A 24,765-nucleotide genomic window follows, 5' to 3' on the forward strand; every position below is an offset into this window, starting at 1 on the left:
AGAATTCAATTATGAAAAATAATATTGCAAAGGGCGTTTTTACCGATTTAGTAGAAGGGTTTGGAAAGAAAAGTTCGTTCGAGATGTTTATGGATATAGATGAAATCTTGAAGTTTAACATAGATGAAATTAAATTAACAAAATCAAAGGGAAGTTCTGTTGCAGCAAATCATATAAATTCCTCAATCAAAGAGACGGTTCAAGAAAAATTAATCAATAATAAACAAGAGTACTCAAGAATTATCAGGAGTTTAGAATTCAGACAGATAATAGATAAATTGGTAGACATAGAAACTGAAATGATTCAAGCGAGATGTTTTCTAAACATGGATGTTAAACTGGGTATTACTAAAAGGGTAATTAAAAGCGGTGAGAAAGTTGAGTACGTTATTGCAAGAGCACCATTTTACAGACCTGGTTATGTGCGTTCTGAATTGACTGTTTATATGGGAGGAACTCAAGACTTAGGTGATGATTTAGAGAAATTAAAAAGTAATACTAAATTTATGTCTAACGCTTATGAAGAATTGAGAGACGTAATGATTAAAGAAATGAGGTTGTAATATTATCTGATAATTTTAGGGGTTGCAGAATCCCCTTTTTTTGAATCAAAAAATATATCAAAAAATCTGTAACAATGAAACAACAATTTTAAAACTAAAGAGACATGAGAAAAATTGCCAAAAAAAGGAGGGTAAAAAGAATGAATACCTCAAGGAATTACAGGAATGAAAAAAAGATGGAAAAGGTCTTTAACAAGCAGTTGATTGAATATCTAATTGAATCAGAGAAAACAGGGACAAAATTTGGTTCTAAAGAACAATTAGAACGACTTACAAAATTAAAATTAAAGCAACGTAATCAATTAAATTTTTAAATATGGCATTAGCAGTGTACCCGGACAAAAGCGTCCAAGAATTAAGAGAGCAGTTTTCAAATTCAATGTTTTTTGAAACAAAATTTGACAATGCAGTAATGGGAATTGAAACAGATTCCAATAGAGTAATCTATCATGAATATGAAATGATTCATATTCTAATGAAGGAAGTAAACTACGAAATCTATGAGGACGATACATTTACTTATGAATGGGAAGACCTTTATGATTTTTGCAGCAATAGGTTGGAATCTTATGAAGTTGAGATGAGTTCATATTCTAATGAATTCTCTAAAGCATCAGTTTGCAGAGATGAAAGGATGCTTGCTAACCACCGCTTTGAAAGAATGTAGCTGGGTTTAATTTACTCCCCTTACCTCGATAAAATTTATTTTCTTGATTTTCTAAATTTTAGGTTTGGGGGGTATTTTAAGATTTTATTACCTGAAAGAGTGTCCAGGACCATGTCACTCAATTAAAATCCTAAAACCTCGAGAGTGATATAGGGAACTCTTAATATAAGTATGGAAATGATAACTATTACATTTGAAATTGCTACTGCAGCAATAGTACAACAATCGTTCAAAATTCCTAAAAATTATTTAATTGAGGATGCTTCAATTGAAGAATTGTATGAAAAAATCCAATCAAAATTTAGCAGCGATTATGGTGGTGATGTCTTGAACGGAGATATTGATATTACTGAATTTTCTGTTGATAATTTAGAGTATAATGGTTTTTGTAGTTGCAGTACACATAAAAATGGGGAACTAATTAATGTTGTTTTTTAATTTGTTGTTGACCTTGAGGGTGGTATAGGAAAACCCTCTTTTTTATGATTTATAAAAAGAGTTAATTCAAAAATTCAAATTTTGGTTGTAACTGCTTGACCGGTAATTCAAACTAGCATACATTAGCTCTAATAACTAAATTTTAACCATTGAAACTATACAAAATAAGATGAATTCAATGAATTAAATCGATGGTCTAGATATGACCTTATAAGAATAATTCTCGCTCCCTGTGATAAAAAAAAGAGAAAAGGGGAGTTGATACAAAATGGAAGAAGTAGAATCTACAATTTCAAAAAGTCAACCAAGATTGACATTAAGACAAGTTGCAGCAGAATTAAATTACAAGGATGAATTAGCCACACGTAGATGGTTAAAAAAGAATGGAATTCAAAAACATCGCCTTGCTAAGGAAAATTTTGTTTATCAAATCGAATTTGATTTAGTATTCGATAGACCGTATGTAAACAGTCTTAGAATGAAGCATCCACAAAAGTGGAAGGAAATATATCGCCGTGCTTGCAAAGACGATACCTTATATGAATTAATGGTGATGGAGATAGAGGAATCAACACCTCGTATTCCAATGACTAAAGTGAGTTTGAGAAGTAAATCAGATGATAAGCGTTATAAATCCTTATTAGTATGAGTGTTTTAAAACTTCCAAAGAATCCATATAAAGGATTAAAACTATTCTGTAAAAAGTGCAGAGTTGATAACCCAAAATGTAATCATCATGATAGGATAATATATAGGGTCAGAGTTCACGTTCCAGGTACAGATAAAGATATTAAATCCAAAATGTTATCCGCTACCAACTATGAGGATGCGGTTGCAGAAACCATCGAGTTTGAAAAAGAACTCAAGTCAAACGGTTATGAAACGATAAAACCGAAAGTAGACGAAGGAAATGATTATTCTGTTACAGGTGCAATTATGAAATTTGACTATTATTTAAGGGGAGAATCTGAGTACGCTCACCTTAGAAAGAATGTTACCAAGGGTCATATTGATGAAATGTTTCGTTTCTGCAGATTCTTTGCCAATTCATTAAAGCAGAAATATGACATTCAGAGGATGAGAATCGTTGATGTTTCCCAACAGGATGTGGCTGATTTTTATGTTTGGGCTGAAGAACATTACGCACCTAAGACATTCAATAAATGTTTGGCTGGCTTGAAAACGTTTTTTGATTTCTTAATTGAGGTTGAAGAAGTAGAGATGAAGAACCCATTTAGAAAGTACGTTAGGAAGTATGTTCCGCAGTCTGATATTCAAACAATAAATCAAGACCAGTTTGAAGCAATTTTAAATTCAATTGATACTTACACCCCATATTCTGTTTTGGGAGGTAGAGGAGAGAGGAAAAACTTATATCGACCTTATTTGAAGGATGGGTTCAAATTATTTTTATTGTCAGGTGGCAGAAGAGAGGAAGTTCTTAATATGCGATGGAATAATATATTTAAAACCCCGGACAATCATTTATTTTTCAGAATAGTAAATTTGAAGGTATCAAGGATTATGAAAAAGGAGTTGGTTTATAAGTTCATTCCAATTAATGCGGACTTACTAGAATTTCTATATGAGTTAGGTTTTGAAGAAAAACGTAACACAGGCGAGTACATTTTGTATCCTCAGCGTTATGAAAAATCTGAAACCATGATGGACATCATAAGTAAAGCATTTACTCATTATAGAATTGGTGCTGGCGTGGAAGTGGATTTAAGTCTTAAAGACCTTCGTAAAACATTTATTAGCTGGGTTAAAGTAGAAATGGGAGATGAAACCGGACTAATTACGTCTCATTCTACAAATGGGGTACTAGAGAAGTATTATTTAGACCCCAAACTATTGTCTTCAATTGAAAAAGCAGCACTTAATGTTCGGGTATTTGGAAAGAATAAACCATAAGTACGAGTTGTACAAAATTTAAATTTGAATGAACCTCAGATGGAAATCTGAGGTTTTTTTATGGTAGTTCAGAAAAATCCTTTTAATCCCTCTGTTTTGTAGATCGGCAAGAGTTTTTGTTTTAAGGTAATACTACCTTGTTTAGCGTTGATAATAATAAAAAAGGTTATTCTACTTTGAATAACATGTCTAGCTCTAAATTAATTTCTTTAGTTTATATTTGTAGGAATCCTAAATTTATAATTATGAAAAAAATATTTTTTTTATTAATACTGCTTGTAAATGCATTTTTTGCAACCGCACAAACTAATTCAATAGGTAAACCCCCGAAAAATACCTGGAAGATTTTAATTAAAAATTCTAATACTAAAGAAGTTAATTATAAACTAGTTGGGCAAACAATCATAGATAATGACCTTTCAATTGAAAAAAGAGATGAAGAATATCTGATTATGACAACAAGTCCAAAACTTACTGAAAATGAATCGAGTATTTTTTATCTAAAGATTATTGCAAAAGATAATTTAATTACAATAACAGGTATGGCAAAATCACGTATAAATACTAATTTAGTTGGTATAGACGAAGAATATTCGAAAATTATCAATAAAGGCATGAGTGGTTCAATTTTGAAAGACCAATTTAACTCCATGTTAAATTTCGCAAAACTATTTACCAATTCAGAATTTGAATTTATATCAGAATAAACTTTTTCACCACTAATTATATTACCAACATATACTCAAAATATAATTGAGTAAATTGTATGTTATATTTGATTTAGTCCCAATTAATAACTTATGAAAAAAATATTATTTTTATTATTACTTTCCAATGCATTTGCAAATGCTCAAAACCCTAATTTTAAAGTTGACAACGGTACATTAATTTGGCAATGGATTTATGAAGATTCATTAGATGTAAACAATCTTAAGCAGAATCTTAAATTAGATTTTATAACTGATACAACTGGAAAATTAAAAAGAACAAATTTCAACGATAAAAATTTACGTGAACAAATAGCCGAATTTAAAATTGAACAAAAACAAGGAAGATATAGAGTGACAATGTTCAATATTAAGATAATTCCAATGCAAATATCCTTGGACTTAGGAGGTGTCTCTTCTTTACCCGATGATTTATTATCCCTAGAAGCCGTACTAATAAAAAAGGACGGTTCTATAAGAGCCGCACTCTGGGGATATAATATGACTGAGGTTCTACATAAACACTATCTTAATTTATTTTCCAAGAAAGAAAAAGCAAAAGACGATTGGTAGAGACATTATTTTTTTTGTATTAACTCCAATCGCAATGATAATTTGAATTAACCTCAGGTAAAAATCTGAGGTTTTTTTGTTTTTGTTCAAAAAAATTCTTCCTCACGCAGTTTCCTCACGCAGAAGAATGGAGGTAGTGTTTTATTAGTCATTAAAATCCATTAAAAAACCCCTAACACTTTGGTGTTAGGGGTTTTACTTTAGTAGCGAGACCGAGATTTGAACTCGGGACCTCAGGGTTATGAATCCTGCGCTCTAACCGACTGAGCTATCTCGCCAAAATTTTAAGATGTAAACCATCTTTCATTGCGGGTGCAAATATAAAAATTAAATTAGAGGTTACAAGCATATATTAAATAAAAAAAAATATTTTTAAAAAGACTTTTTTTTTGGGTTTATATTCTATACTTTTCCAAAAAATTAATTCTGACTAATGGATTCAAAAATACGATACGAAATAGAATTTCCTATAAACTCGTCGCCCCAATTGTTGTACCAATATATTTCGACGTCTTCGGGCTTGTCAGAGTGGTTTGCAGATAATGTCAATTCTCGTGGAGAGTTTTTTACCTTCATTTGGAATGATTCAGAAGAAAAAGCCAGACTTGCATCCAAAAAGTCAGGAGAGAAAGTTCGATTCAAATGGGTGGACGAAAATAATAAAGACACAGAGTACTATTTTGAACTCGGGATTTTAGTAGACGAAATTACAAAAGACGTTTCTTTGATGGTTATTGATTTTGCGGATAAAAGTGAAATGGACGAAGCGAAGCTTCTTTGGGAAAACCAAATTTCAGATCTTAAACACGTAATAGGTTCGGTTTAGTGAAATTGTATTTTATAGCTTATATTTGTCCCGATTTAATCGGGACTTTTTTTTGATTTTTATGATAAATTTTAATGGAGCTGTTGTGTCTACTGACGCAAGTTTGTTGACTCAAAATCGTGCATTTTTGTACGGAGATGCTGTTTTTGAAACAGTTAAAATAGTAAATTCTAAAATTCTCTTTTTGGAAGACCATTATTTTAGATTGATGTCTTCTATGCGAATTGTTCGAATGGAGATTCCGATGAATTTTACGATGGAATTTATTGAAGAACAAATCATTACATTGGCCAAGGTTAACAATCTCGAAGATTCTTCGCGCGCGCGAATTACAGTTTATCGCAACGATGGTGGTTATTATCTGCCGCAGAACAATTCGGTTTCCTATTTAATTCAGGTTGAGAAGTTGGATAATACAACCTATTCTATTGTTGAAAAAGAGTACGTTGTTGATTTGTATACCGATTTTTATGTGGCGAAACAGCTGCTTTCGGCAATAAAAACAACGAATAAAATACTCAATATCACAGCAAGTATCTATGCCAGCGAAAATGGTTTAGATAATTGTTTGTTGTTGAATGATAGTAAGAATGTAATCGAAGCTTTGCAGGCTAATTTATTTATGCTCAAAGGGAAAATGTTGGTTACACCGCCAGTTTCTGAAGGTTGTTTGAATGGGGTGATGCGAAAACAAATCTTGAATTTGGCTCGAACGATCGAAAATTTGGAAGTAATTGAAGCTGCAATCTCGCCTTTCGAACTGCAAAAAGCGGATGAATTGTTTATTACTAATGTGATAAAGGGTATTCAACCAATTACGAAATACCGTAAAAAGGAATTTACAACAGATTTTTCTAAAAAAATGCTGCAGAAATTAAACGAAATGGTCAGTTTGAATTAGTTGTAAGAAGGGTTTTCGGGTGCATTCACCCAAAGTAAGTATTCGCCACCTAGCTCCATAATTTGTTTTTTCCAAAAGTGGCTAGACGATTTTCCAAGTATTTTGTTTTCATAGTTGTTTTTGGCAACAATCCAGGAACTTTCGGCCATTTCAGATTCTAGCTGATCTTCGTCCCAACCCGTGTATCCTAGAAAAAAACGAATATTATTCTTGTTTATCTTACCCTCATTGATAAGGCCTTTGGTGATTTCATATTCTCCGCCCCAATATATACCATTAGATATTTCAATGCTATTCGGGATTAAATCGGGTACGTTATGAATAAAATAGAGATTGTCTTGTTCGACTGGACCACCATTGTATATTTTTAAATTGGCTTTGATGTCAGGAATCAAATCATTAATGGTGTATTTTAATGGTTTATTGATAATAAAACCTACAGACCCTTTTTTATCGTGATCCGCTAGTAAAATTACGGACCTATTGAACGACAAATCTCCAATTATAGAAGGCTCTGCAATCAGTAATTTCCCTTTTTTTAATTTTTCTGAAATCATAGGTCTTATTTTTAACTAAATTTAGTAAATATTGCCTGAGGAAACCAAATATTTTCGATAAAATGCAAAAAAAAACCTTCCAGAGGAAGGTTTAATGTTATTTTACGAAAGCTTTAATTAGTTTACAGCTCCTTCTAATTCAGCTCCAGCTTTAAATTTCACTACATTTTTAGCAGCAATTTTTATTGTTTTTCCTGTTTGAGGATTTCTACCATCTCTTGCAGCTCTTGAAGAAACTGACCAAGATCCGAAACCTACTAAAGATACTCTTCCACCTTTTTTCAAAGTACTACCTACGTTTCCTAAAAAAGATTCTAAAGCTAGTTTAGCAGCAGCTTTTGTAATTCCTGCATCAGCAGCGATAGCGTCGATTAATTCTGATTTGTTCATAATTTTAAGTTATTAAATGTTGGTTAAAAAAAATTTGTTAATAGTAACAAAATTAGTAGGAATAACTTCCCTTACAAGTGTTTTGATTATTTTTAGCTTATTTTGTTAATAACTTGTTTTTTTTGTTCATAAACCAATGTAAATTCTTCTAAAACAGCCCGAAAACACCCGCTTTTGTTGGTCTAAACCACTTTTGCAGCCTCAGAAAAAGTCATTCCGTTTAGTAATTCTCCTATATTCATCTTCTTTTTTCCTGGAAATTGAAGGCTAATGACCTGAATATACCCGCCATGGACTGTAATTAGCATTTCTTTTTTACCGCAAATCAGACTTCCCGGACTATGATTGTGGCTTTCTAAAATCAATTTTGCTTCGTGAATTTTTACATTCCACTCTTCGTTTTTATCCTGGAAAAAACACCAAGCAGACGGATAGGGGCTTAAACCTCGTATTAAATTATAAATTTCCGTTCCCGATTTGGACCAATCGATTTTGCAATTTTCTTTATTTAATTTGTATGCGGTTTTTATTTCTGGATTTTCTTTTTGTATTATAGTGCTAACATTTCCTTTTTCGATCAAGGTCAAAGTGTCTATTACAGTTTGGCTTCCCAACAGCATTAAACGGTCATGCAATTGTCCAGCATTTTCTTCAGCACCAATTTCTGTTTCAGCGCTAAGAATCATAGCGCCAGTATCAATTTTGTCATCTATAAAGAAAGTAGTTACTCCCGTTTTTGTATCACCATTAATTATAGCCCAATTGATGGGTGCTGCTCCGCGGTAATTGGGTAGGAGGGAAGCGTGAAGGTTGAATGTTCCTAATGTAGGCATTCTCCAAACCAGTTCAGGCAACATCCTGAAAGCAACAACGATTTGTAAATTGGCATTTAACCCTTCTAGTTCGGATAGAAAGCCTGGGTCTTTCAAATTAGTGGGCTGTAATAAAGTTAGATTATTGGCTAACGCATATTCTTTTACAGCGGAATATTTTATTTTCTGACCTCGACCTGCTGGTTTGTCGGCTGCGGTAATGACACCTACTACAGTATAGTTGTTTTTGATTATGGTGTCTAGAATGCCCACGGCAAATTCTGGCGTTCCCATAAATACGATTCTTAATTTTTCCATTTTCATTGTGAGGAGTTGCGAGGCACGAAGCAAAGCAATCTCCTCTTATTTAAGTGAATATTTATTGTTAGATTTTATAGCAATTTTATTATTTTCTAATAAATTTTGCAGTGCAAAGATAATATCGTCTTCGCTTATTTTGGTCAGTTTTTGAATTTCTCTCGAATTCAAGTCTTGAATTTTTAGCAAGGCAAGGATTTTCTCTGCAATAGGCGAATTGTCGCTTGGTTTTCGTTTTTTGGTAATACAATAGGAACATATTCCACAATCGTTTTCGGTTTTTTCGCCGAAGTATTCCAATATCAATTTGCTTTTGCAATTTTTCTTGTCGTTGGTATAATGTAAAACCGATTCGAATTGGGCTATTTTTTGTTTGTTTTGGTTTTCAAGGTATTTCGAAACACGGTTTATAGTTCTTTCGTCTTCTCGGACTTCGTTGAAAATAATCGTGGCATCATTTGTTTTTTTATGATAGTCAATGATTTCCATACGTTGCAGTTTTTCGAAAGTAGCGAGGATTAGGGTTTCCTCACAATTCGATTTTTTTACCATTAAAGGTAAATTAATGGCAGTTTGTGATTCGTATATTCCTGGATACGTTCGAAGTAGCGACAAGATGATAGATTCTTCATGTGGGTTTAGACTCATATAGCGAATAACTTCCTTGGATTCGATTATAAATTGCATCGTAATCTTTTCGGAATATTCTTGAGACAAACTCAAAATGCCTTGACGGTCTAAAAACTGAATCGCATTGAAGGTTTTCAAGGTTGGAAATCCATATTTTTGACAAAAATGGTTCAGATTGAATGAAAATTGTTCGTTGATGCCTTCGCCATACGCAATGCGGAAATAGGTGCACAATTTAATATAGATTTGCGTAAGAATGGTTTTGTCAGGCAAAACGTTGATAAACTGACTTTGCGCTTGAATTTTATCGGATTTACTCGTGAGTAGCACGGCAAAAGCTTTCTCGTTATCTCTGCCGGCCCGTCCTGCTTCTTGATAATAGCTTTCCATGCTTTCTGGCAAGTGAATGTGAATCACTGTTTTTACGTTCGATTTGTCTATTCCCATGCCAAAGGCATTGGTCGAAACCATAATCTGGACTTCTTCATTCATCCAAAGGTTCATGTTTTTCTCCTTTTCCTTTATGGATAGTCCACCGTGATAAAAAGTAGCTTTGAAGCCTAAAGATTGTAGCTGCGAGGCGGTGTCGGAACAGGATTTTCTATTTCGGACATATATAATAGAAGGTTGTTGGTTTTTCTTCAGGATTTGCTCCAGACGATACAATTTATCTTCTACTTCAAAAACCATATACGCTATGTTTTTTCGAGCAAATGATTTCGTGAATACTGCAGGATTTTCTAATCCCAATTGCTGAATGATATCGTCAAGTACCGTCTTCGTCGCCGAAGCGGTCAAGGCTAGAAAGGGAACTTTTGGAAAATGAGTTTTTAGATTGGCAATTTTCAAATAAGCTGGTCGAAAATCGTGTCCCCATTGCGAAACACAATGCGCTTCATCAATGGCAATGAGATTGATTGGTAAATTTTTGATACGTTCCAAAATCCAATCGGATTGCAAACGTTCAGGAGATAAATACAAGAATTTATAATTGCCAAATTCGCAATTATCTAGAAGGACAATCATTTCGTCTGATTGAATTCCGCCAGTCAAGGCAATTGCTTTGATGCCCAAATCTTGCAATCGCTGCACTTGGTCTTTCATTAAGGCGACTAAGGGTGAAATCACCAAACATATTCCGTCTTTCATCAGAGCAGGAACCTGAAAACAGATTGATTTACCGCCGCCAGTTGGCATTAGGCCAAAAGTGTCTTTGCCGTCTAAAACCGAATTGATAATTTCGTCTTGCGGCGACCTAAATGTGTCGTGTTTCCAGTATTTTTGAAGAATTGCTAATGCTTCTTGCATCTTTCGGTTTAAAGTTTAAAGTTTAAAGTTCGGGCTCGAATTTAAGTTAAATAACCTTAAATCTTAAACTTTAAACAATTTACTAAATTTGGTCTAAGATAAATAAAATTCTGTTATCAAGGCTGTCTTTTGGAACTTCTATTAGTTCATAGCCGTAACTTTTGTAGGTTTCTACCAGGTGATTATGAATGAGTTTGGCCTGTTCGAAGTTCTCATAACGGGCTTCATCGCTTACATAGATTTCTTCCCAAGGCGGAAGAATGAAAATTTTTGTATACACATTTTCGCGACAAGCCAAGTCGAAATGAGCAGGATAACTATCGCCAATATAGTGCATATAGGCTAGAACATCTGGAATTCCGCGATCGATAAAAACAATCTCCTGTTTTTCATCTGAAGCGTCTGTGTATTGCTTCTTTCTGCCTTCAAGAAGTAATTCGCTGAAAAGCAATGGATTTTCAAGGAACAACTGTTCGATGCCTTGTTTTTTGGCTTCTAAGGTTACTTGTCTTGAAATTTCAGGATAACAACAAAAACCTTTTGCTACCAATCCATCGATGATAGTACTTTTGCCAGTGCCTGGTCCGCCGATGATGACTATAATTTCTTTGCTCACGTTATCCAAAATAAGCCGCAAATTTACCTAAAGTTATTCGGAATTGGAAAGATTTTGCCAACTTATGCGTTGGTTTGTTTTCTAAACTAGTAAAAGTCAAATGTAAATTTGTTTTTCTATAAGATTCAACCCAAAATCTGCTCCCGAAATTTCGGCAGGGCAAACGCACACTTTGTTAAAAATTTATAAAAAACAGCCACGAATTGCACGAATTGGCACAAATTTCAATTTTTAAATTACTCGAATTTCCAAAAAAAATGAGAATTAGTGTGATTAATTATTAAAACTTACCTGTTTTGATATTTAGATTTGTGTTAATTTGTGTAATTAGTGGCAAAAAAAAGTATGCGTTTGCCCTGGAAATTTCGGGACTAAAATCTTAAATGTAATTCCAAAACTGTATATTTGCTTTTATTTTAATTTAGAATGGCTACAGAAAAAGAAAATGAAGCTCGAGAGTTTTATGAAAGATTGAAAAAGGAGTTGGATTTGAGTACCTCTTGGCCCTCTTTGTATTTGTTTAAATTTATTGTGCCGACAAATACAGAAAATATTCTTCGAGTGCAGGACTCTTTTGATTGCTTGGGAGCAGTAATAAAAACCACTAAGTCAAAAACCGGCAAATTCACTAGCGTTTCGGTTGATGTCCAGATGAAAAATTCTCAAGAAGTGATTGATAAATACATTGAACTGTCTACTATTGAAGGTATTATTTCCCTATAAATATGAAATGAGCATAACGGAAATGTGATCCAAACATCGATGAAGATATTTACGACCCGAGCGCAGAGAACAGGCGAAGCAATTACATATTCCTATAAAAAAATATTATCTACATATGAATACAAAATATATAAAAGAAGTGGCAAACGATGTCGTTTTTAATTTGGAATATAATGCGGAGCGACCTCATTTAATTATTCCAGAATATGGACGTCATTTGCAAAAATTGATAGATCAGGCCACTCTTATCGAAGATAGAGACGAGCGCAATAAAGCAGCTAAGTACATTATACAAGTAATGGGAAGTTTGAATCCTCATTTACGAGATGTGCCAGATTTTCAACACAAATTATGGGATCAGATTTTTATTATGTCCGATTTCAAATTAGATGTAGAATCTCCTTATCCGGTGCCTACTCGTGAGGTTTTGCAGTTGAAACCTGACGTTTTACAGTATCCGCAAAATTTCCCAAAATACCGATTTTACGGAAACAATATCAAATACATGATTGATGTTGCTAATAAATGGGAAGAGGGGGAAATGAAAAGTGCATTGGTAAAAGTTATTGCCAACCACATGAAAAAATCCTATTTGAGTTGGAATAAAGATACGGTCAAAGACGATGTAATCTTTGAACACTTGTATGAATTATCAGGAGGAAAATTGGATATGCTTCAAAGCACTGAAGAGCTCCTAACAACAACAGATTTGTTGCGCACCAATAAAAGAGTGTCAAATAAAATTACCCCAGCTGGACAACCTAAAATTCAAAGCAACAAAAATAACAAGCCGGGTAAATCGAACCAAGTTCACAAAAACCAAAACAGAAAATCTTTGTAAAACAGTTATGAGCTATGAGTTATGAGTTTGTCAATGGACAGCTTCTAACTTCTAACTTCTAACTTCTAACCTCGAAAAAAATGGGAATATTCAAAATAGAAGGCGGTGTTTCTCTAAAAGGTGAAATCACTCCACAGGGAGCAAAAAACGAAGCTTTGCAAATATTGTGTGCTATATTATTGACCGATGAAAAGGTGACTATCAATAATATTCCAGACATTATCGATATCAATAAGTTGATTACGCTCCTAGGGAATTTAGGAGTGAAAATCCAAAAAAACGGGCCAGGTTCTTATACTTTTAAGGCCGATGAAGTCAATGTAAAATACCTTGAAACAGAAGCTTTCAAAAAAGAAGGCGGTTCGCTAAGAGGTTCGATTATGATTGTTGGTCCACTTTTGGCTCGATTTGGCAAAGGATATATTCCTAAACCAGGTGGTGATAAAATAGGACGTAGAAGATTAGATACCCATTTTGAAGGGTTTATCAATCTTGGTGCAAAATTCCGTTACAATCGTGAGGACCATTTTTACGGAGTTGAAGCTCCGGATGGATTGGTTGGAGCTGATATGTTGCTTGACGAAGCATCGGTTACGGGAACAGCGAATATAGTTATGGCTGCCGTTTTAGCCAAAGGAACGACTACTATTTACAATGCTGCTTGTGAACCTTATCTGCAACAATTGTGTAAGATGATGAATGCCATGGGCGCTAAAGTTTCAGGTATTGGCTCGAATTTACTGACTATCGAAGGGGTTGAAAAACTGGGTGGTTGTGTGCATGGAATTCTGCCCGATATGATTGAAATAGGGAGCTGGATTGGACTTGCCGCAATGACAAGAAGCGAAATTACAATCAAAGATGTCAGTTGGGAAAACCTTGGTTTGATTCCAAACGTATTTAGAAAACTTGGAATTACTATAGAAAAAGTAGGAGATGATATTTATATTCCTGCTCATAAAGATGGTTATCAAGTAAAAACCGATATCGATGGTTCTATTCTTACCGTGTCAGATGCACCTTGGCCGGGATTCACGCCCGATTTATTAAGTATCGTTTTGGTGGTGGCTACCCAATGTAAAGGGGATGTCCTGATTCATCAAAAAATGTTTGAAAGCCGTTTGTTTTTCGTTGATAAATTGATAGATATGGGAGCAAAAATCATTTTGTGTGACCCACATAGAGCTGTAGTCATTGGACACGATTTCAAATCGCAACTCAAAGCAACAACAATGTCATCGCCAGATATTCGTGCCGGAATTTCGTTGTTGATTGCCGCACTTTCAGCCAAAGGAACGAGTACCATCCAAAATATTGAACAAATAGATAGAGGTTACGAGCGAATCGATGAACGATTGAGAGCTATTGGAGCCAAAATTGTAAGAGCATAATTCATTCAATAAAAAAATGCTAAACCTCAGAGGTTTTTTTAAACCTTTGAGGTTTTTATATAAGACAGTATGTCAAACGAACAAACCGCCATAAAGGCCACGTATTTCAGTATTGTAAGCAATACTTTATTAGCCTTGATTAAGGGATTGGCTGGTTATTTTGGTAATTCGTATGCTTTGACAGCTGATGCTATCGAATCTACTACTGATATTTTTTCATCGCTATTAGTTTTATTCGGAATCAAATATTCAAACAAACCTGCTGACGAAAACCACCCTTATGGCCACGGTCGAGCCGAACCTTTAGTAACTTTCTTAGTGGTTGGTTTTTTGATTACTTCGGCAACAATTATTGCTTATGAAAGTATAATCAATATTGGAACTCCTCACGAATTGCCGGCTTCTTGGACACTAATTATTCTCGGAACTATCATTTTATGGAAGGAATATTCTTTTCGCGTTGTGATGAAAAGGAGCAAAGAAGCGAATAGCACCTCCTTGAAAGCGGATGCTTGGCATCATCGAAGCGATGCCATTACCTCGGTTGCGGCATTTATTGGGATTTCTATCGCATTGTTCTTTGGAAAAGGCTATGAATCAGCCGATGATTTAGCCGCTCTTTTTGCCTCTGGATTTATTTTTTACAACAGTTACAAAATTTTCAGACCTGCCTTAGGAGAGATTATGGATGAACATTTGTATGATGATTTGGTGATCGAAATACGAAAGGTTTCAATGCAAGTGAAAGGTGTGGAAAGTACGGAAAAATGTTTTATTCGAAAAGCAGGCATGAAATACCATGTGGATTTACATGCCAGTGTCAATGCCAATATCACAGTGCGTGAAGGTCACGATATTTCCCATTTGTTAAAAGATACTTTACGAACAGAAATCCCTGAATTAGGCCACGTTTTAATTCATATTGAACCTTCTTATTCTTAAGAATTTTTTTACTTAAGATTACTTTATTAGAGCTTAAAATCTAATTAAAAGTTTGCAAATTGAAAACTTTTAATTAAATTTGTGGCATGAAAATCCTTGTAAAGAAAACGATTCTATTTTATACTGAAAAATATCCAATTGCAAAAACTCAATTGTTAATTTGGTATAATGAATTTTCAAAACTGGATTTTAGCAATTTCAACGAGCTTAAACGTGTTTATGGAAATGCAAGTATTGTGAACAATGAACGAGTTGTTGTCAATATAAAAGGGAATGATTTTCGTTTAGTGGTTTCAATAAACTTTTTACAAACTGCTTGCTATGTGATTTGGTTTGGAACTCATAAAGAATATGACAAGATTAATGTGGAAACTATTGCTTTTGACACAGCAATCCTAAATTATAAAAAGCTATAACTATGAACTGGAAAGTATTAAAAACAGAAGAAGATTACAATAAAGCTTCAATGAGATTGATGGAAATTTTCCATGCCAAACCTAACACACTAGAAAGTGACGAGTTAGATTTGCTTATGGTTTTGGTTAAAGATTATGATGATAAACATTATGAATTGCCTGAACTTGATGTTTTGGAAGTTATCAAATATAAAATGCAGGAAATGGGCTTGAAGTCAAAAGATCTTGAACCAATAATTGGTAGTAAAGGCCACGTCTCATCTATTCTTTCGGGCAAACGTGAAATTACTTTGAAAATGGCGCAAAAACTTAAAAATTATTTCAGTATTCCTGCCGAAGTATTTTTGCATAACGCATAACAAAACTTCAATTCACCCCGATTTTCAGGGATTTCCGTTATCGTTATGGTAATACAACGAAGGTCACGACATCTCGCATTTATTGAAAGATACTTTACGAACAGAAATCCCTGAATTAGGCCACGTTTTGATTCATGTTGAGCCTTCTTATTCTTGAAACCTTCTTTAGACTACTCCAAAACATTCAAAATTTTCAAACCAAAAACGACTCCGTTTTCCTGAACTCCGTTTTGATTAGAATGCACATAGTCCAGTCTAAATACTTTGAGTTTGCCAAAACCAAGATTGTCCAGGCCTACTGTGAATTCTGAATAGGGTTTTATGTCAGGAGTGGCAAGAGCGTGAAATCCTAAAACCAAAGTAGAATTCAATTTGTTCAACAACGGAATTTTATTCATAATATAACCTTTGTCGTTGTGTTCCAAATGCGCCTCGAAATACGAATCATTCGTGCTGTTAGAATAATAAGGCATTAGGTTGAAAACGTTCAAATAGCGATCGCTGGTTCCAATGTGCGTTCTGTTTCCGTTGAAATGTTTGTAGTCCACAAATGAAATATTATCGCCGTGAATGAAAGTTCCCGCTTTCAGATTTATTCCCAAAGCTCCTTTGTTTCCTGCATTAAAATCATATCTAACTTGACCCGTAAACAATTGGTATTGATATTTGTTTTCGTTGGCTGCAAAGGCGTTTTCATATCCAAAATAGAGTGTCGGATAGTCGTTATTGCGAATGTTTAATTTCCCGTCAGGTCTCGAAATGTATTTGTTGCCGAAATTGATTCTTGCGGACACGGATGCTTTAGTAAGATGATGTTGATCGAAAGCTGGAGTTACATAATCGTCAGGCAATAGCGGATTATTTGAACTGTACACATCATCACTTTTAATGAATGTTTGTGTCGTAGTATTGAACAAAGGTTTCCGTTGTTGGTATTCGACAGTGCCTCTTAGGTAGAAATTATTGCCAACATCCTGACCGTAAGCAGCACCTGCAAATTCTTTGTTGTACAATTTCATGTAATTATCCACAAAAAACAAGGAGCTTACGGTGTTTATGAATTTAGAGATAGGCTCGTCAGGATTGAATTGATTTACTTTGGTTCCACCAAAAACAGTTAGTGTTGCATAATTTTGATTGTTGAAGCGATGGTAATAATTGGCAGTTACACGTAATCTGTCATCAGAAAAGCCGTAGTTAAACTTCGTACTTATCGAGGTTGATTTTCCTTTTTCTTCTTCCTCGGCCCATTTCCGGAACGAAAAGCCGGAGTCTAGATTCCAGCCCTGAACCGTATTGAAATTTAAGGAGGACAAATTCAATACGCCATCATAGCCAAAAGAAATTTTCTTACTGCTGTTTTTCCAATTATAACCCGTGATTGGACTGTAAAATTTGAATTTATTATCTTTCTTGTCGATCGAGTCTAAATATTTTTTAGAAGTTCGAACAGTACGTACGCTATCTTTTTTGATGTAATCGGTGTTCTCCTCAATTGTAAGTGGAATGGGTCTGATTTGATTCCAAAACAGCGTGTCTTTTTTATTGGAATCGGTTTCAAAACTTACAATTTCATTGGTAAAGGTCTTTTTTGCAAAAGCTTTTTCGAATTCGTAATTGCTGTAAACATAAGAGAATTTACCATTGAATTTTATGCCAAAGATTCCCGCTGAAAACTCAAGGCTTTGGGTGTTTTTAGCCCAAATTTTAGTGTTTTTATTATAATTGAAATTTTGTTTCAACTTCATCACATCAACAAATTCTTGATGCATTCTGTAGCCTTTGATGTCTAAATCTACCGCGTAAATCGCCCAAGAATCTTCTACAATATAAATGTATCCTTCAAAAACGGGCTCAGCATCTCGCTTGGCGATGACTTTTATTTTGTTGATCATCATGTTGTTTTCGTCCTGAAAAGTACCTTCTATTTTGTACTTATAATAGTTGAAAGCATTGTCAGCGATAGGGGAAATCATTTTGCTGTTGAAATCCAAAGTATTATCGTAAAAATCATAAATTGTAGAGCGCGCTGTATTGTAACTGAAACCTTTATTGTCTCCGCTTACTTTTGAAGCTATGATTCTCTCCTTTAAATTGTCGGGTTTTTCAAAAATAATTTTCGAAACGGTCTCCGATAAGTAGATAATTCCAGTTCCAGTTGAATCGACCGCACCATTTAGGTCACCAACTTTTTGGCCTAATATTTTTTTAGGCAAATCTTTGACTTTAAAGATGCCCCGGGAATAGAAATCGGCTTTGAAACGAGCTGTTTTTTCGGAATTGCCTTTTTTATTCTTAATCGCATTTCTAATAACAGCATTTGCCGGATTGTCTTTTGGGTTTACAACTACTTCCGAAAGTGAAAGATTTTCTTCAAGCAGTTTTATGTTTTGAACGAAGGGAAATTTGTCTATGTTTAGGGTGATTTTTTGAGTTTTATATCCCAAGTATTGATAAATAATAGTGTGCTTTCCTGTTTTTTTGACGTTCAATTCGTAATTGCCTTTATCATTCGAAGAGGTGCCGTTATAGGTATTCGCTTCTAAAACGGTAACAAGAGAAAGTGGAATTCCATTGCTGTCTGTAATGGTTCCTCTGATTTGAGAATAGGAAAATAACGAACACAGAAAAGTGAGAAGCAAGTAAAAATTTTTCATCAAGGAATTTTTTCTTACAAATATACAAGTAGGAATAAATTTGAATCCTAAAATTTTGTTATATTATTCCCAGTCAAAAAAAACTTTTTATTTGAGGAGAATCTATAGGAAAGACAAGATCGCAAGTTCATAGCTTTTCATGCCAAAACCCAGAATAACGCCTTTGGCATTTCCTGAAATGTAGGATTGATGACGAAAACTTTCGCGTGAAAAAGTATTCGAAATATGGACTTCAACCACTGGGGTTGTTATACTTTTTATGGCATCACCAATGCCAATTGAAGTGTGGGTATAAGCTCCGGCATTAAGAATAATTCCGTCATACGAAAAACCAAATTCCTGAATTTTGCCAATTAATTCGCCTTCAATATTACTTTGAAAATAGGTTAATTCAACTTGTGGAAACTTAGTTTTTAAGGTGGAGAGGTAGTCTTCAAAGGTTTGTGAACCATAAATTTCTGGTTCGCGTTTTCCTAGTAAGTTGAGGTTTGGTCCGTTGATGATGGCAATTTTCATTTTCAATGTTTTTGTAAAAATAAAAAAACCGTTTCAATAAAAACGGTTTTGATTCACTAATGATTTAATTTTTCTTAAAATAGTATCCCCGCCGATAGTTGAAGCACGGAGTTTTTTGATTCGGCATTCGGCGAAACCTCTGTCAAGCCTAGAACGTATCTTCCTTGTATGAAAAGGCTTTTTGTAATTTTAAAGCACAGTCCTGCATCAAGTGCAAAATCAAATGTATTGGAATTAGACACGTCAAACTGATTTTTTTCGCTCACTAAGAAAGAAGCCTGTGGCCCTAGCTCTAAACTAAAGGATTTGCTTAAATAAATTTTTGCCAGAACAGGAATCGCTATATAGCCCAATTCATTTTCGACATCTCCTAAAATTGTATTGTAGGTAGCTCCTTGTGTGGTGTAGAGCAACTCGGGTTGAATAGCAAATTTTTCAAGCAATTTGATTTCAGAGACTAATCCAACATGATAGCTAGTAATGGCGTCTGTCTGAATGCTTGTTCCAGAAAAGTTTGCGTAATTTAATCCTGCTTTAAGACCAATTTTTAATAATTGAGCTTGGCTGTTGATAGTTAAAAGGAGTAATAATGCCGAAAGAAAAAATTTTTTTTTCATAAACAGTGTTTTAAAGATTTAGTGGACTATTCTAAAACTCTTTTAGATACCTTTTATTGTATTGTACGGTTTAAATTATTTTGTGATTTGCAAAAAATAAGATTGGGACCAAATGCAGAATATGATAATATTATAGGTGTGTTTTTGGCGAATTGTTAAAAACGATGTTAATAACTATGTTGATAACGATATAAAAATGTTTATAACTCAAAAATTTTATAGGTTAAATTTGCATAATTAACTTTAAATAAAACAAAAATGAAAAAAATTATTTTATCAGTAGTTGCAGTTTTTGCATTTGGATTTGCAAACGCACAAGACGTACCTGCGGGTATGGGTTTCTCTAAAGGGGATAAATTTGTAGAAGGAGCTTTTAGTTTCCGTTCAGGAGACGTAGAAGATAGCTGGGCATTTACCCCGAAAATGGGTTATATGCTTGACGATAAATGGGCAGTTGGAGGGTTTTTAGCTCTTGCTGGTCAAGATAATGGGAATACAGAAACCGGTACTTTTAGTATTGGTGGTTTCGCTCGTTATTATTTCTTGTCTTTAGGTGAGAAAAAAAGCTTTCAAGCATACGGTGAAATTGGTTTAGGATATGCTTCTATATCAAGTGAGACAAATAACGCTAATAAGAATACTAGCAGTTCTATTAGTGCAAATATTGATTTAGGAATGAACTATTTCTTTACACCTCATTGGGCAGCTACATTTGAATTGGCAAACATTTTGAGTTACAACAATGTGAATCCAGAAGGTAGTGCAGGTAATTCAAGTGATTTAAATGTAAATGTAAACTTGTTCAATAACATTTTTGCTACTCCACAATTCGGTTTATTGTATAAATGGTAGTAAATCACGATTGAAATTTTTATAAAACCATCCGCCGCGGCGGATGGTTTTTTTTTGGTTTAGTATACTTGTAAGTAAATATTCCGTATCAAAAAAATGATTTTAATAATTTATTTCGTATCTTTAATATAGAATTTTAGTATTAATTTAATGTATATATTATGAAAAAAATTATTTTATTGGTGTTATTGGCTTTGGTTATAACCAATGGTTATTCTCAAAAAAAAGGTGCTTTTAGAGTTGGTTTAGACGCAGGTTACGTGCCGACCGGAGGTGGAGGTGGAGGTCTTTTGTCTTTAGAAGGTAAGTATAATTTAACCGACAATATGAATGTCGGTTTGAGATTTTGCAGCGCAGGAATAGCCCGTAATATAGAAACAGGTAATGGCCAAGTTACAAATGCTGATATTTCTGGTATTGGTTCTATCGTTGGAACTTATGATTATTACATTCATATTGGATCTATGTCATTAGTTCCTTATTTTGGTGCTGGTATAGGTTATTACTCAATTGCTAATGTCGAAGCTGAGGGTTCGTCTTATACTTCAAATATTGAATCTACCAGTGAAATTGGAGGTTTGATTAGAGGAGGAATTGAATGGGGAAAACTTAGAGTTGGATTAGAATACAATATAGTTCCGGATTCTAATCTACAAGATATTTACGGAAATATGACCAACGTAAAAGTGGAAAACGCCTATTTTGGAATTACAATTGGATTTTATTTAGGAGGTGGAAAATGGGGCGCAAAAAAATCTTGATTTAATTTAAAGTTGTTAAACCACGCTATCGGCGTGGTTTTTTTATGTCTAAAAATAGCTTTTCTTTGTACTATGAATTGGAACTCTCAAATCAAAAATTATCAATCGTATCTCCGCATTGAAAGAGGTTTGTCAATAAACACTATCGATAATTATTCTTTCGATATCGAACGATTGTGCCTTTTTTTAGAAGAGAATGCCATTGAAGTTTCTCCAATCAAAATCAATGAAGAAATCATTCAGCAGTTTATTTATAGTGTTTCGAAAGAAGTGAATCCTCGTTCGCAAGCTCGAATTATTTCGGGATTAAAAAGTTTTTTTAGTTATTTGATTTTCGAAGATTATCGTTCTGACAACCCGATGGAACTCATTGAAACGCCTAAAACAGGCAGAAAACTTCCCGATACCTTATCTGTCGAGGAGATTGATAAGTTAATCTCTGCAATCGATTTGAGTTCGAATGAAGGGGAGCGCAATCGAGCCATGTTGGAAACCCTCTATGGTTGCGGGCTTCGGGTTTCGGAATTGGTTTCTTTGAAAATATCGGATTTGTTTTTTGACGAAGGATTTCTGAAAATCACTGGAAAAGGAAACAAGCAGCGTTTTGTACCAGTTGGCGATTTGACACAAAAATACATACAGATTTATCGAGATTACAAAAGAGCAGATTTGAATATAAAGAAAGGGCAAGAGGATACTTTGTTCTTGAACAGACGAGGAAGTCAGCTTACCAGAGCGATGGTTTTTACGATTATCAAAGATTTGGCTGTCAAAATTGAATTAAATAAAAGCATCAGCCCGCATACCTTGCGCCATTCCTTTGCTACCCACCTTTTGGAGAATGGTGCCGATTTGCGTTCGATTCAATTAATGTTAGGTCACGAATCGATTACCACTACGGAAATTTATGTGCATTTAGATCGACGATTCTTAACAGAAGTAATGAACAATTTTCATCCGAGAAAATAGTGTCCAGTCGCAGTTTTCAGCTTGCAGATTTACGGATAACAAAAAAATCGCAGTATGAATCGATAAAATTGATTCATACTGCGACTGTAAACTGTAAACTGAATACTGCTTCCTGCTGACTGTTATTTAGCGATATTCACCGCTCTGGTTTCTCTAATCACGGTTACTTTTACCTGACCAGGATAGGTCATTTCAGTTTGAATTTTTTGTGAAATTTCAAAAGATAAAGTAGCTGCATTTTCATCGGATACTTTTTCGCTTTCTACAATAACACGAAGTTCTCTACCGGCTTGAATAGCGTAAGCATTTTTCACACCGCCAAATCCGTAAGCTACTTCTTCTAAGTCTTTCAAACGTTGAATGTAAGAGTCTAAAACTTGTCTTCTTGCTCCTGGTCTTGCTCCTGAAATGGCGTCACAAACCTGAATGATTGGAGACAACAATGACTTCATTTCGATTTCGTCGTGGTGCGCTCCAATGGCGTTGCAAACTTCTTCTTTTTCACCGTATTTCTCGGCCCATTGCATTCCTAATAAGGCGTGAGGTAAATCGCTTTCTGCATCTGGAACTTTACCAATATCGTGCAATAAACCAGCTCTTTTGGCCAGTTTAACATTCAATCCTAATTCGGCTGCCATTATTCCACAAAGTTTTGAAACTTCGCGAGAATGTTGCAGTAGATTTTGTCCGTAAGAAGAACGGTATTTCATTCGACCGACAACTTTGATCAATTCAGGATGCAAACCGTGAATGCCTAAATCGATAACCGTACGTTTTCCAACTTCGATAATTTCGTCGTCAATTTGCTTGGTAGTTTTAGCTACTACTTCTTCGATACGTGCCGGGTGAATACGTCCGTCAGTTACTAATTTGTGCAATGACAAACGAGCAATTTCTCTACGAACTGGGTCGAAACAAGAAAGAATAATCGCTTCTGGAGTATCGTCGACAATGATTTCAACCCCTGTTGCGGCTTCAATTGCTCTAATATTTCTACCTTCACGACCAATAATTCTACCTTTTACATCATCAGATTCGATGTTGAAAACAGAAACGCAGTTCTCTACCGCTTCTTCCGTTCCCACCCTTTGAATGGTGTTGATGATGATTTTCTTGGCTTCTTGTTGCGCTGTTAATTTAGCCTCTTCTATAGTGTCTTGAATATGAGACATTGCTTCGGTTTTGGCTTCAGCTTTTAGTCCTTCTATCAATTGACTTTTAGCTTCTTCGGTAGATAGTCCAGAAATTACTTCAAGGTGCTGTAGATGGCTTTTGTGTAGTCTGTCAACTTCAGCTTGTTTCTTTTCTAAAGCGTCGATCTTGGAATCGTACTCTGATGTTTTCGCTTCAAAATCGTCATTTATTTTTTTTGCTTTTGACAATTCGTTGGAAACTTGAGATTCTTTATCTCTGATTCTTTTTTCAACTTCGGCCATTTTTTGGTCGCGAGAAAGAATAACTTGTTCGTGTTCAGATCTTAATTCGATAAATTTTTCTTTTGCTTGAAGAATTTTATCTTTTTTGATGTTTTCGGCTTCAAGATTAGCGTCTTTCAAAATGGAAGCAGCCTCTTTTTTTGCGTTTTTAATCAAATTAGAAATATTGCTTTTTTCAATGAGTTTGGCCAAACCAAAACCTCCAGCAATACCCGCAACTCCTAAAATAATTATTGTAATAATGTCCATAGTTGTTAAAATTTATATATAAAAAAACCTACATTAGGTTGCTTGTATAAACTCGGAAATACAAGTTTTGAGCTAACTCGCTGTTCAAGCTTCCAAACTGAATTGGCTTGCTATAGTAACGATGATTTGCTCATTCTAAATTGTTAGTGTTGAGTTTACCAAATGTGAACTAATGTAGGCAGTGCTTTAGTTTCTGTAAAGAACGTGTTTTAATCTAGGAGATATTGATCTAATAGCGCATTGATTTTTTTAATCCTTTCGATAGTCGCTACACCATCTATGGCATTATCAATTTGTTTTTGTTCAGTTTGTGCGGCAAATTGTAAAGCGCACATCGCTAATACGTCTTGCTTGTCACGAACGGCATAATTTTCTTCAAATTGCTTTATCATCGTATCAATTTTTTTAGAAGCACTTCGAAGTCCTTCTTCTTGAGAGAGTTCCACAGTTAGTGGATAGACTCTGTCCGCAATCGATATCTTAATTTTAAGCTTTTCGTCCATGTTTTTTACTAGTCTGATAGCTGCGCTATACAGTAATCAATTTCACGAATTAATGAATTTATTTTAAGCTTTGTATCTCTTTTATTCTCTTCACTGCCAAGTAATCCGTTGGCCAATTTTAGTGTTTCATACTGCTTTTTTAAGGCTTCAATCTCTTGGGCCTGAGTTTGTATGGTCTCTGCAGAATTGGTTAATTCAATTTTCAAATCTTGTGCTTTTTTCTCCAAACTATTTATTTTTGTAAATAGTTTTTCGATCTTATTTTCAAGAGTATCAATTATTTCTGCAATTACACTCATAATGCGTCCTAAGT

At 34.5% G+C, this 24,765-nt stretch carries 30 protein-coding genes, 1 tRNA gene, 1 other RNA gene and 1 pseudogene; 20 read left to right on the plus strand and 13 right to left on the minus strand.

Annotated features, from left to right (window positions below):
- Positions 1–11 precede the first annotated feature (11 nt).
- From ACIQ1E_RS00190 to ACIQ1E_RS00225, 8 genes are all read left to right on the plus strand, one after another.
- A complete protein-coding gene (locus tag ACIQ1E_RS00190; RefSeq protein ID WP_396167620.1) occupies positions 12–563 on the plus strand; it encodes a hypothetical protein in 552 nt (183 codons plus the stop codon).
- Between the two features lie 104 nt (positions 564–667).
- The gene (locus ACIQ1E_RS00195) at positions 668–877 is read left to right on the plus strand and encodes a hypothetical protein (protein WP_396167623.1); all 210 of its coding nucleotides are present in this window, start codon (positions 668–670) and stop codon (positions 875–877) included.
- A 2-nt stretch (positions 878–879) separates the two neighbouring features.
- Positions 880–1,230, plus strand: a complete 351-nt coding sequence (locus ACIQ1E_RS00200; protein ID WP_396167625.1) for a hypothetical protein — start codon at positions 880–882, stop codon at positions 1,228–1,230.
- 177 nt (positions 1,231–1,407) lie between these two features.
- The gene (locus ACIQ1E_RS00205; protein WP_396167627.1) at positions 1,408–1,668 is read left to right on the plus strand and encodes a hypothetical protein; all 261 of its coding nucleotides are present in this window, start codon (positions 1,408–1,410) and stop codon (positions 1,666–1,668) included.
- A gap of 268 nt (positions 1,669–1,936) precedes the next feature.
- On the plus strand, positions 1,937–2,317 hold the full coding sequence (locus ACIQ1E_RS00210) for a hypothetical protein (protein ID WP_396167628.1): 381 nt from the start codon (positions 1,937–1,939) through the stop codon (positions 2,315–2,317).
- A complete protein-coding gene (locus ACIQ1E_RS00215; protein WP_396167630.1) occupies positions 2,314–3,582 on the plus strand; it encodes a tyrosine-type recombinase/integrase in 1,269 nt (422 codons plus the stop codon). Before ACIQ1E_RS00210 ends, ACIQ1E_RS00215 begins: the two co-directional genes overlap by 4 nt.
- Positions 3,583–3,827: 245 nt before the next feature.
- Positions 3,828–4,289 (plus strand): hypothetical protein, encoded by a 462-nt coding sequence (locus ACIQ1E_RS00220; protein WP_396167631.1) that lies wholly within the window; start codon positions 3,828–3,830, stop codon positions 4,287–4,289.
- 93 nt (positions 4,290–4,382) lie between these two features.
- Positions 4,383–4,862, plus strand: coding sequence for a hypothetical protein (locus ACIQ1E_RS00225; protein ID WP_396167633.1), 480 nt, complete (start codon positions 4,383–4,385; stop codon positions 4,860–4,862).
- Between the two features lie 204 nt (positions 4,863–5,066).
- On the opposite strand, the gene ACIQ1E_RS00230 is transcribed toward ACIQ1E_RS00225, so the two are convergent.
- A tRNA-Met gene (locus tag ACIQ1E_RS00230) sits at positions 5,067–5,140 on the minus strand.
- Positions 5,141–5,295: 155 nt separating this feature from the next.
- On the opposite strand from ACIQ1E_RS00230, the gene ACIQ1E_RS00235 reads away from it, so the two are divergent.
- Both ACIQ1E_RS00235 and ACIQ1E_RS00240 read left to right on the plus strand, forming a co-directional pair.
- On the plus strand, positions 5,296–5,688 hold the full coding sequence (locus ACIQ1E_RS00235) for an START-like domain-containing protein (RefSeq protein ID WP_396167634.1): 393 nt from the start codon (positions 5,296–5,298) through the stop codon (positions 5,686–5,688).
- 61 nt (positions 5,689–5,749) lie between these two features.
- Positions 5,750–6,589 (plus strand): aminotransferase class IV, encoded by an 840-nt coding sequence (locus ACIQ1E_RS00240; protein WP_396167636.1) that lies wholly within the window; start codon positions 5,750–5,752, stop codon positions 6,587–6,589.
- Here ACIQ1E_RS00240 and ACIQ1E_RS00245 read toward each other — a convergent pair.
- From ACIQ1E_RS00245 to ACIQ1E_RS00265, 5 genes are all read right to left on the minus strand, one after another.
- On the minus strand, positions 6,586–7,146 hold the full coding sequence (locus ACIQ1E_RS00245; protein ID WP_396167637.1) for a YqgE/AlgH family protein: 561 nt from the start codon (positions 7,144–7,146) through the stop codon (positions 6,586–6,588). The genes ACIQ1E_RS00240 and ACIQ1E_RS00245 overlap by 4 nt on opposite strands.
- Positions 7,147–7,263: 117 nt before the next feature.
- Positions 7,264–7,536 carry an HU family DNA-binding protein gene (locus tag ACIQ1E_RS00250; protein WP_103804167.1) on the minus strand — a complete coding sequence of 91 codons (273 nt, stop codon included), beginning with the start codon at positions 7,534–7,536 and terminating at the stop codon, positions 7,264–7,266.
- A 182-nt stretch (positions 7,537–7,718) separates the two neighbouring features.
- Entirely contained in the window at positions 7,719–8,666 is a 948-nt protein-coding gene (fmt, locus tag ACIQ1E_RS00255; protein WP_396167639.1) for a methionyl-tRNA formyltransferase, read from the minus strand.
- Between the two features lie 45 nt (positions 8,667–8,711).
- Positions 8,712–10,604 (minus strand): ATP-dependent DNA helicase RecQ, encoded by a 1,893-nt coding sequence (locus ACIQ1E_RS00260; protein WP_396167641.1) that lies wholly within the window; start codon positions 10,602–10,604, stop codon positions 8,712–8,714.
- Positions 10,605–10,686: 82 nt separating this feature from the next.
- Complete coding sequence (locus ACIQ1E_RS00265; RefSeq protein ID WP_396167642.1) at positions 10,687–11,220, minus strand: AAA family ATPase; 534 nt, start codon at positions 11,218–11,220, stop codon at positions 10,687–10,689.
- Between the two features lie 426 nt (positions 11,221–11,646).
- Here ACIQ1E_RS00265 and ACIQ1E_RS00270 point away from each other — a divergent pair, with 426 nt between their 5' ends.
- The 7 genes and pseudogenes from ACIQ1E_RS00270 to ACIQ1E_RS00300 all read left to right on the plus strand — a co-directional run.
- Positions 11,647–11,943 carry a DUF493 family protein gene (locus tag ACIQ1E_RS00270; RefSeq protein ID WP_396167644.1) on the plus strand — a complete coding sequence of 99 codons (297 nt, stop codon included), beginning with the start codon at positions 11,647–11,649 and terminating at the stop codon, positions 11,941–11,943.
- Between the two features lie 115 nt (positions 11,944–12,058).
- Positions 12,059–12,784, plus strand: a complete 726-nt coding sequence (locus ACIQ1E_RS00275) for a DUF4290 domain-containing protein (RefSeq protein ID WP_396167646.1) — start codon at positions 12,059–12,061, stop codon at positions 12,782–12,784.
- 80 nt (positions 12,785–12,864) lie between these two features.
- Positions 12,865–14,175, plus strand: a complete 1,311-nt coding sequence (gene murA / locus ACIQ1E_RS00280; RefSeq protein ID WP_396167648.1) for a UDP-N-acetylglucosamine 1-carboxyvinyltransferase — start codon at positions 12,865–12,867, stop codon at positions 14,173–14,175.
- 69 nt (positions 14,176–14,244) lie between these two features.
- Positions 14,245–15,117 (plus strand): cation diffusion facilitator family transporter, encoded by an 873-nt coding sequence (locus tag ACIQ1E_RS00285; RefSeq protein WP_396167650.1) that lies wholly within the window; start codon positions 14,245–14,247, stop codon positions 15,115–15,117.
- Positions 15,118–15,203: 86 nt separating this feature from the next.
- Positions 15,204–15,533, plus strand: a complete 330-nt coding sequence (locus ACIQ1E_RS00290; protein WP_396167651.1) for a type II toxin-antitoxin system HigB family toxin — start codon at positions 15,204–15,206, stop codon at positions 15,531–15,533.
- A 2-nt stretch (positions 15,534–15,535) separates the two neighbouring features.
- Positions 15,536–15,892: a type II toxin-antitoxin system HigA family antitoxin gene (locus ACIQ1E_RS00295; RefSeq protein ID WP_396167653.1), complete on the plus strand. Its 357-nt coding sequence runs from the start codon at positions 15,536–15,538 to the stop codon at positions 15,890–15,892.
- A gap of 67 nt (positions 15,893–15,959) precedes the next feature.
- Positions 15,960–16,049, plus strand: a pseudogene (locus ACIQ1E_RS00300) (hypothetical protein); the annotation flags it as partial.
- Between the two features lie 13 nt (positions 16,050–16,062).
- On the opposite strand, the gene ACIQ1E_RS00305 reads toward ACIQ1E_RS00300, so the two are convergent.
- The 3 genes from ACIQ1E_RS00305 to ACIQ1E_RS00315 all read right to left on the minus strand — a co-directional run bounded on the left by ACIQ1E_RS00305 (position 16,063) and on the right by ACIQ1E_RS00315 (position 19,682).
- Positions 16,063–18,549: a DUF5686 and carboxypeptidase regulatory-like domain-containing protein gene (locus ACIQ1E_RS00305; RefSeq protein WP_396167655.1), complete on the minus strand. Its 2,487-nt coding sequence runs from the start codon at positions 18,547–18,549 to the stop codon at positions 16,063–16,065.
- A gap of 102 nt (positions 18,550–18,651) precedes the next feature.
- Positions 18,652–19,065, minus strand: coding sequence for a type II 3-dehydroquinate dehydratase (gene aroQ, locus ACIQ1E_RS00310; protein ID WP_396167657.1), 414 nt, complete (start codon positions 19,063–19,065; stop codon positions 18,652–18,654).
- 74 nt (positions 19,066–19,139) lie between these two features.
- Positions 19,140–19,682 (minus strand): porin family protein, encoded by a 543-nt coding sequence (locus tag ACIQ1E_RS00315; RefSeq protein WP_396167658.1) that lies wholly within the window; start codon positions 19,680–19,682, stop codon positions 19,140–19,142.
- Between the two features lie 258 nt (positions 19,683–19,940).
- On the opposite strand from ACIQ1E_RS00315, the gene ACIQ1E_RS00320 reads away from it, so the two are divergent.
- The 3 genes from ACIQ1E_RS00320 (at position 19,941) to xerD (ending at position 22,264) form a co-directional block, all read left to right on the plus strand.
- Entirely contained in the window at positions 19,941–20,534 is a 594-nt protein-coding gene (locus ACIQ1E_RS00320) for an outer membrane beta-barrel protein (protein WP_396167660.1), read from the plus strand.
- Between the two features lie 161 nt (positions 20,535–20,695).
- A complete protein-coding gene (locus ACIQ1E_RS00325) occupies positions 20,696–21,295 on the plus strand; it encodes a hypothetical protein (protein ID WP_396167661.1) in 600 nt (199 codons plus the stop codon).
- 72 nt (positions 21,296–21,367) lie between these two features.
- Positions 21,368–22,264: a site-specific tyrosine recombinase XerD gene (gene xerD, locus ACIQ1E_RS00330; RefSeq protein WP_396167662.1), complete on the plus strand. Its 897-nt coding sequence runs from the start codon at positions 21,368–21,370 to the stop codon at positions 22,262–22,264.
- A gap of 122 nt (positions 22,265–22,386) precedes the next feature.
- On the opposite strand, the gene rny is transcribed toward xerD, so the two are convergent.
- The 4 genes from rny to ACIQ1E_RS00350 all read right to left on the minus strand — a co-directional run bounded on the left by rny (position 22,387) and on the right by ACIQ1E_RS00350 (position 24,751).
- Positions 22,387–23,949 (minus strand): ribonuclease Y, encoded by a 1,563-nt coding sequence (rny, locus tag ACIQ1E_RS00335; protein ID WP_396167664.1) that lies wholly within the window; start codon positions 23,947–23,949, stop codon positions 22,387–22,389.
- 48 nt (positions 23,950–23,997) lie between these two features.
- Positions 23,998–24,104: non-coding RNA, 6S RNA (ssrS, locus tag ACIQ1E_RS00340), on the minus strand.
- A gap of 54 nt (positions 24,105–24,158) precedes the next feature.
- Positions 24,159–24,452 carry a cell division protein ZapA gene (locus tag ACIQ1E_RS00345; RefSeq protein WP_133277540.1) on the minus strand — a complete coding sequence of 98 codons (294 nt, stop codon included), beginning with the start codon at positions 24,450–24,452 and terminating at the stop codon, positions 24,159–24,161.
- A gap of 8 nt (positions 24,453–24,460) precedes the next feature.
- Positions 24,461–24,751, minus strand: a complete 291-nt coding sequence (locus ACIQ1E_RS00350) for a hypothetical protein (protein WP_396167666.1) — start codon at positions 24,749–24,751, stop codon at positions 24,461–24,463.
- Positions 24,752–24,765 lie beyond the last annotated feature (14 nt).

This window comes from Flavobacterium sp. (assembly GCF_044348915.1).
Classification (GTDB): Bacteria; Bacteroidota; Bacteroidia; order Flavobacteriales; family Flavobacteriaceae; genus Flavobacterium.